This is a genomic window from uncultured Neptuniibacter sp. (assembly GCF_947498015.1).
GTDB lineage: Bacteria > Pseudomonadota > Gammaproteobacteria > Pseudomonadales > Balneatricaceae > Neptuniibacter.
The window spans coordinates 58,560-64,965 of the sequence record NZ_CANMIR010000016.1 but is presented as its reverse complement, the minus strand read 5'-3'; the positions used below and the strand labels follow the sequence as shown (position 1 = coordinate 64,965).

5 protein-coding genes are annotated in these 6,406 nt (G+C 46.8%); 4 read left to right on the top strand and 1 reads right to left on the bottom strand.

Features of this window, described 5'->3' with window-relative positions; translation table 11 throughout:
• Positions 1-299: 299 nt before the first annotated feature.
• The 3 genes from carA (at position 300) to greA (ending at position 5,206) form a co-directional block, all read left to right on the top strand.
• Positions 300-1,433, top strand: coding sequence for a glutamine-hydrolyzing carbamoyl-phosphate synthase small subunit (gene carA / locus Q0882_RS15790; RefSeq protein WP_299183675.1), 1,134 nt, complete (start codon positions 300-302; stop codon positions 1,431-1,433).
• An 84-nt stretch (positions 1,434-1,517) separates the two neighbouring features.
• Positions 1,518-4,727 carry a carbamoyl-phosphate synthase large subunit gene (gene carB, locus Q0882_RS15785; RefSeq protein WP_299183673.1) on the top strand — a complete coding sequence of 1,070 codons (3,210 nt, stop codon included), beginning with the start codon at positions 1,518-1,520 and terminating at the stop codon, positions 4,725-4,727.
• Between the two features lie 2 nt (positions 4,728-4,729).
• A complete protein-coding gene (gene greA / locus Q0882_RS15780; protein ID WP_299183670.1) occupies positions 4,730-5,206 on the top strand; it encodes a transcription elongation factor GreA in 477 nt (158 codons plus the stop codon).
• 60 nt (positions 5,207-5,266) lie between these two features.
• Here the strand turns inward: greA and Q0882_RS15775 are convergent, their stop codons facing one another.
• Positions 5,267-5,569 carry a YhbY family RNA-binding protein gene (locus tag Q0882_RS15775; RefSeq protein WP_299183667.1) on the bottom strand — a complete coding sequence of 101 codons (303 nt, stop codon included), beginning with the start codon at positions 5,567-5,569 and terminating at the stop codon, positions 5,267-5,269.
• A 138-nt stretch (positions 5,570-5,707) separates the two neighbouring features.
• Between Q0882_RS15775 and rlmE the strand changes: the two genes are divergently transcribed.
• Positions 5,708-6,328, top strand: coding sequence for a 23S rRNA (uridine(2552)-2'-O)-methyltransferase RlmE (rlmE, locus tag Q0882_RS15770; protein ID WP_299183664.1), 621 nt, complete (start codon positions 5,708-5,710; stop codon positions 6,326-6,328).
• The last annotated feature ends 78 nt before the right edge of the window (positions 6,329-6,406 follow it).

Here is a 6,406-nt window from a genome sequence, read left to right as displayed (position 1 = left end):
CATGTGAGAGTAGGTCATCGCCAAGCATTTAATTAAGAGAAAGCCCCGGTCACCCAGTGATCGGGGCTTTTTCGTTTCAGATAGAGAGGTTTGTATTCTGATACTGACATTTACTGTATTTTGCAATTGCGTAATAGACAGAAAGTGTATTTATGCCTTAGAATACAGCCGGTTTGCCTGAGGCAAATTATTAACACAGATTTCTTACAAGGAAGCGAGGTCAAATTTCGGTTTAACCTCGCTTTTTTGCACGTATCGTTTCTGAATTAGTTGTTGCGAATTAACGCGGGGAGGTTCAATTGGCGAGACCAGCCATTCTTGCTCTTGAGGACGGAAGTATTTTCAAGGGCGTAGCCATTGGCGCAGACGGTCTGTCTAGCGGCGAGGTTGTATTTAATACCTCTATGACGGGTTACCAGGAAATTTTGACAGATCCATCTTACTGCCGTCAGATTGTAACCCTGACATATCCACATATTGGTAATACAGGTACAAATTCAGAGGATGAAGAATCCTCTCGTACTTGGGTTGCCGGTTTGGTCATCCGGGATCTTCCTCTAGTAGCGAGCAACTTCCGTAACGAAAATAACCTCGATACATACCTCAAAGACAATAACATTGTCGGTATAGCCGATATTGATACTCGTCGCCTGACACGTATTTTGCGTGAGAAGGGTTCTCTTAATGGCTGCATCATGGCTGGAGAGATTGACGAGTCTAAGGCGCTTTCCGAAGCTAAAAATTTCCCTGGCCTTAAAGGGATGGACCTTGCACAGGTCGTAACAACTGAAGAAAGCTACGAATGGAATTCATCGACCTGGGAACTTGGCGTTGGGCATGAAGATAAAGCACCCTCCGATCAGGAGTTCCACGTCGTCGCTTATGATTATGGTGTAAAACGCAATATTCTGCGCATGTTAGTAGAGCGCGGTTGTAAGCTTACGGTAGTACCGGCTAAGACCCCGGCTGCTGAAGTGCTGGCAATGAATCCAGACGGCGTTTTCCTATCTAATGGTCCAGGAGATCCTGAGCCATGTGACTATGCGATTGCAGCAATTAAGGAGATCTGTAATACAGAGCTTCCTGTATTTGGTATCTGCCTTGGTCATCAGTTGCTTGCTCTTGCGTCAGGCGCGCAGACAATGAAGATGAAGTTTGGTCACCATGGTGCGAACCATCCGGTCCAGGATCTTGATGGTAAGCAGGTTATGATCACCTCTCAGAACCATGGCTTTGCTGTTGATGAAGCTGCGTTGCCAGAGAATCTACGTGCTACACATAAATCTCTTTTTGATGGTTCTTTGCAAGGTATTGAGCGTACTGACCGTGCTGCATTCAGCTTTCAGGGGCATCCTGAAGCAAGTCCGGGTCCCCACGATGTGGCGCCACTGTTTGACCGCTTTATTGCAGATATGCGTGCAGCAAAGGCTTAAACGCCATTATAAAGAAACGATACCAGGTAGATGTGAATTCTCCATCTGCCGCAGTTATTAACTGATACGACTGGTTTATTACTGATGCCAAAACGTTCGGACTTAGAAAGTATTTTGATCCTGGGTGCTGGCCCGATTGTTATCGGTCAGGCATGTGAATTTGACTACTCTGGTGCTCAGGCTTGTAAAGCACTGCGTGAAGAGGGTTACCGCGTAATTCTGGTTAACTCTAACCCAGCGACAATTATGACCGATCCAGCTATGGCTGACTCGACCTATATCGAGCCAATTAACTGGAAAACGGTTGAAAAAATTATTGAGAAAGAGCGCCCGGATGCGCTGCTGCCAACCATGGGTGGTCAGACAGCTCTTAACTGTGCACTGGATCTTGAGCGTGAAGGCGTTCTGGAAAAATTTGGTGTCGAGATGATCGGCGCTAATGCAGACACTATCGACAAGGCTGAGGACCGTGATCGCTTCGATAAAGCGATGAAAGCGATTGGTCTTGAATGTCCACGTGCAGCGATCGCTCATAGCATGGAAGAAGCCTTGCAGGTTCAGGCTCAGCTTGGTTTTCCATGTATTATCCGCCCTTCTTTTACAATGGGTGGTACCGGTGGCGGTATCGCGTATAACAAAGAAGAGTTTATGGAGATCTGTGAGCGTGGTCTGGATCTGTCGCCAACAACTGAGTTGTTGATTGACGAATCCCTGATCGGTTGGAAAGAGTACGAGATGGAAGTTGTTCGTGATAAAAACGACAACTGCATCATTGTTTGTGCGATAGAAAACTTTGACGCGATGGGTGTTCACACAGGTGACTCCATCACAGTTGCACCTGCACAAACACTGACTGATAAAGAATATCAGTTGATGCGTAACGCTTCTCTGGCGGTACTGCGTGAGATCGGTGTCGAAACCGGTGGTTCTAACGTTCAGTTTGGTGTGAATCCGAAAGATGGCCGTATGGTTGTTATCGAGATGAACCCTCGTGTCTCTCGTTCTTCTGCTCTGGCATCAAAAGCTACTGGTTTCCCAATTGCAAAAGTTGCGGCAAAACTGGCGATCGGTTACACGCTGGATGAGTTGCAGAACGATATTACCGGTGGAGCAACTCCGGCTTCATTTGAGCCTTCTATCGATTATGTAGTGACTAAGATCCCTCGTTTTACTTTCGAGAAATTCCCGCAGGCAAATGATCGTCTGACCACGCAGATGAAGTCTGTTGGTGAGGTGATGGCGATTGGCCGTACACAGCAGGAATCACTGCAGAAAGCACTCCGTGGTCTGGAAGTTGGTGCAACTGGCTTTGATCCTATTATCGATATTGAAAGCGAAGATGCGCGTTCAACTATTGTTCGTGAGATGAAAGAGCCGGGTGCGGAGCGTATCTGGTATCTGGGCGACGCTTTCCGTATGGGTATGAGCGTTGAGGAGCTATATGAGATCAGTGGTATTGATCCATGGTTCCTGGTACAGGTTGAAGACATCATTAAAGATGAGCAGCGTGTATCTGAGATGGCGATGTCTGATCTGGATAAAGATGCCGTCTTCCGTCTGAAGCGTAAAGGTTTCTCTGATGAGCGTCTGGCGACTCTGCTGGGAGTGTCCGAGAAACAGTTCCGTAAGCACCGCCACAACCTGGACGTACGTCCGGTTTATAAGCGCGTTGACACCTGTGCTGCTGAATTCGCATCTGATACGGCTTATATGTACTCCTCTTATGAGGAAGAGTGTGAAGCTAACCCATCTGATCGTGAGAAGATCATGGTTATCGGCGGTGGTCCTAACCGTATCGGTCAGGGTATTGAATTTGATTACTGCTGTGTACACGCCGCACTGGCCGCTCGTGATGATGGTTTCGAAACGATCATGGTTAACTGTAACCCTGAAACTGTTTCTACTGACTACGATACTTCAGATCGTCTGTTCTTTGAGCCTATTACGCTGGAAGATGTACTGGAGATCGTGCATGTTGAGAAACCAAAAGGCGTTATCGTTCAGTACGGTGGTCAGACTCCTCTGAAACTGGCTGTTGCCCTAGAGCAGGCTGGTGTACCAATTATTGGTACATCCCCAGAAGCGATTGACCGTGCAGAAGACCGTGAGCAGTTCCAGCAGATGCTGAAGCGCCTGGGTCTGAAGCAGCCGGAAAATGCGACTGTGCGTTCTCTGGAAGAAGCGATTATTGAAGCAGACAAGCTGGGTTACCCACTTGTTGTACGCCCATCTTATGTACTTGGTGGTCGTGCGATGGAGATCGTATACAAGGAAGAAGAGCTTCGTCGTTATATGACTACGGCTGTGCAGGTATCTAATGATGCGCCTGTTTTGCTGGATCACTTCCTTAATGCTGCGGTAGAAGTTGATATTGATGCTGTTTGTGATGGCAAAGATGTTGTCATTGGTGCAATCATGCAGCATATCGAGCAGGCGGGTGTTCACTCCGGTGACTCTGCATGTTCATTCCCTCCGTATAGTCTGGCCTCAGATGTTCAGGATGAGATGCGCGAGATGGTGCGCAAGATGGCGCTGGAACTCGGCGTTGTTGGTTTGATGAATACTCAGCTGGCGTATCAGGATGGTGAGATCTATGTGATTGAGGTTAACCCTCGTGCATCACGAACAGTACCGTTTGTTTCTAAGTGTATCGGAGTGTCACTGGCGAAGATTGGTGCACAGGTCATGACGGGTAAATCTCTTGAGGAACTGGGCTTCACTAAAGAGATCGTACCAACACTGTTTAATGTTAAAGAAGCGGTCTTCCCATTCAATAAGTTTCAGGGCGTTGATCCAATCCTGTCACCAGAGATGAAATCTACCGGTGAGGTTATGGGTGTGGGTGCCACTTTCGGTGAAGCTTTCATGAAGGCGCATATCGGCGCGGGTGAAACCCTTCCTGAATCTGGTAAAGCGTTCGTTTCTGTACGTGAGGCTGATAAATCTGCTGTTGCTGGTATGGCGAAAGACCTCGTTGCTCTGGGCTTCAAACTAGTGGCAACGAAGGGTACAGCCCAGCTACTGGAAGAGAATGGTATTGAAGCTGAAGTTGTGAATAAAGTGATGGAAGGTCGTCCGAATATCATTGATATGATTAAGAACGATGAAATCGCTTACATTGTGAACACAACCGAAGGCCGCAAAGCGATCGAAGACTCTGCAGATATCCGTCGTAGTGCGTTGCAGCATAAAGTGCCTTATACGACAACGTTGGCAGGTGCAGAAGCGATTGCGATGGCGCTGCAATTCGGTGAAGAGAAAGAAGTTCGCCGTGTTCAGGATTTGGGAGCATAAGCGTGAATCGAGTACCTATGACTGCATCTGGTGAGAAAGCGCTTCGCGAAGAGCTTGATCAGCTTAAAACAGTTGATCGTCCACGTGTTATTGCTGATATTGCAGAAGCACGTGAGCACGGTGACCTGAAAGAAAATGCAGAGTATCACGCAGCGCGTGAGCAGCAGGGCTTTATTGAAGGCCGGATTCAGGAGTTAGAGAGTAAATTATCAAACTGTCAGGTTATTGATGTAACCGCGATTCCGCATTCTGGAAAAGTGATTTTTGGGACAACGGTTACCATCATCAATTTGGATTCAGATGAGACCAAGACCTACCAGATCGTAGGTGATGATGAAGCAGATATTAAAGCAAACAAAATATCTGTTAACTCACCTATTGCGCGCGGCTTAATTGGTAAAGAAGAGGGTGATATCGTCAATATTCAGACGCCAGGCGGTGCCACTGAATTTGAGATTGATGAGGTCGCTCACATCTAAGCGGTGATATTAAAAAGGGTGCCTATGGCACCCTTTTTTTTTGGTTTTCGCGATTCAGTATTAGCGCAGCAGATTGGAAAGCTTGGGGTTGGGTTCTATCGCTTTTCGATAGATAAGCGCAATATGCCCAATTTCCTGGACGATTTCGGCTTCAACAATAGAGCACAGTTCGCGAATCATCTGTTTTTTGATATCACGATCACCGACAGCAAACTTTACCTTGATCAGTTCATGATCTTCGAGAGCGCGATCAACCTCAAGCTGAATCGTTTCTGTCAGACCTTTTCCTGCTACAGTTACAATAGGGTTGAGTTTATGGCCAAGTGTCCGGTAATGCTTCTTTTGCTCAGGATTCAAGCTCATATTAAAATACGTTGCCTCAAGGTTTGGCTGAACTCATAAGTGAGTCATTAATCAGCAGATTCAGTAGGGCTCAATTTTACATCAGTTGTGTGCATCTGAGTAGCGCATGGCATATTCAACCAGAAGAGCATTCCTCACGTGGCAAAATCTACAAGCAGTGAACGTTGGCTAAAAGAGCATTTTGATGATCATTATGTGAAAAAGTCTAAAGAGATGGGGTATCGCTCCCGTGCAAGCTTCAAGCTAATTGAACTGGATCAGAAAGATAAGCTTTTTAAGCCTGGTATGACGGTTGTGGATCTAGGGGCGGCTCCTGGAGGGTGGTCTCAAATAGCTGCTGAGCGTGTTGGTGATCATGGTCGTGTGGTAGCGTCAGATATTCTGCCTATGGATAGTATGGCGGGTGTTGAATTTGTTCAGGGAGATTTTACTGAAGAAGAGGTTCTCAATCGAATCTTATCGGCTTTAGGAGATGAGCCCGCAGACCTTGTAATTTCAGATATGGCCCCCAATATGAGTGGTATGTCTGCGGTTGATCAGCCTGCGGCTATGTACCTTGTTGAACTGGCGTTAGATATGGCGCGTGAAGTTCTTAAACCGGGAGGCAATTTTGTTGCCAAGGTTTTTCAGGGGGAAGGTTTTGATCAATATATGCAGGATATGCGTACAAGCTTTACCAAAGTAGTTACACGTAAACCCGATTCCTCACGTTCCCGTTCGCGTGAGGTTTATCTGTTAGGCAAAGGGTTTAAAGGTTAGTGAACGGATTTAGTGGTCAATAGTGACCGCATGGTATAGTGTTTAGCCTTTCGCGCCAAACACAAAGAAAAATCAGCA

Excerpts from the sequence above, each read along its gene's own strand:
- carB (WP_299183673.1), top strand. The coding sequence starts at position 1,518 with ATGCCAAAACGTTCGGACTTAGAAAGTATTTTGATCCTGGGTGCTGGC.
- Q0882_RS15775 (WP_299183667.1), bottom strand. The coding sequence starts at position 5,569 with ATGAGCTTGAATCCTGAGCAAAAGAAGCATTACCGGACACTTGGCCAT.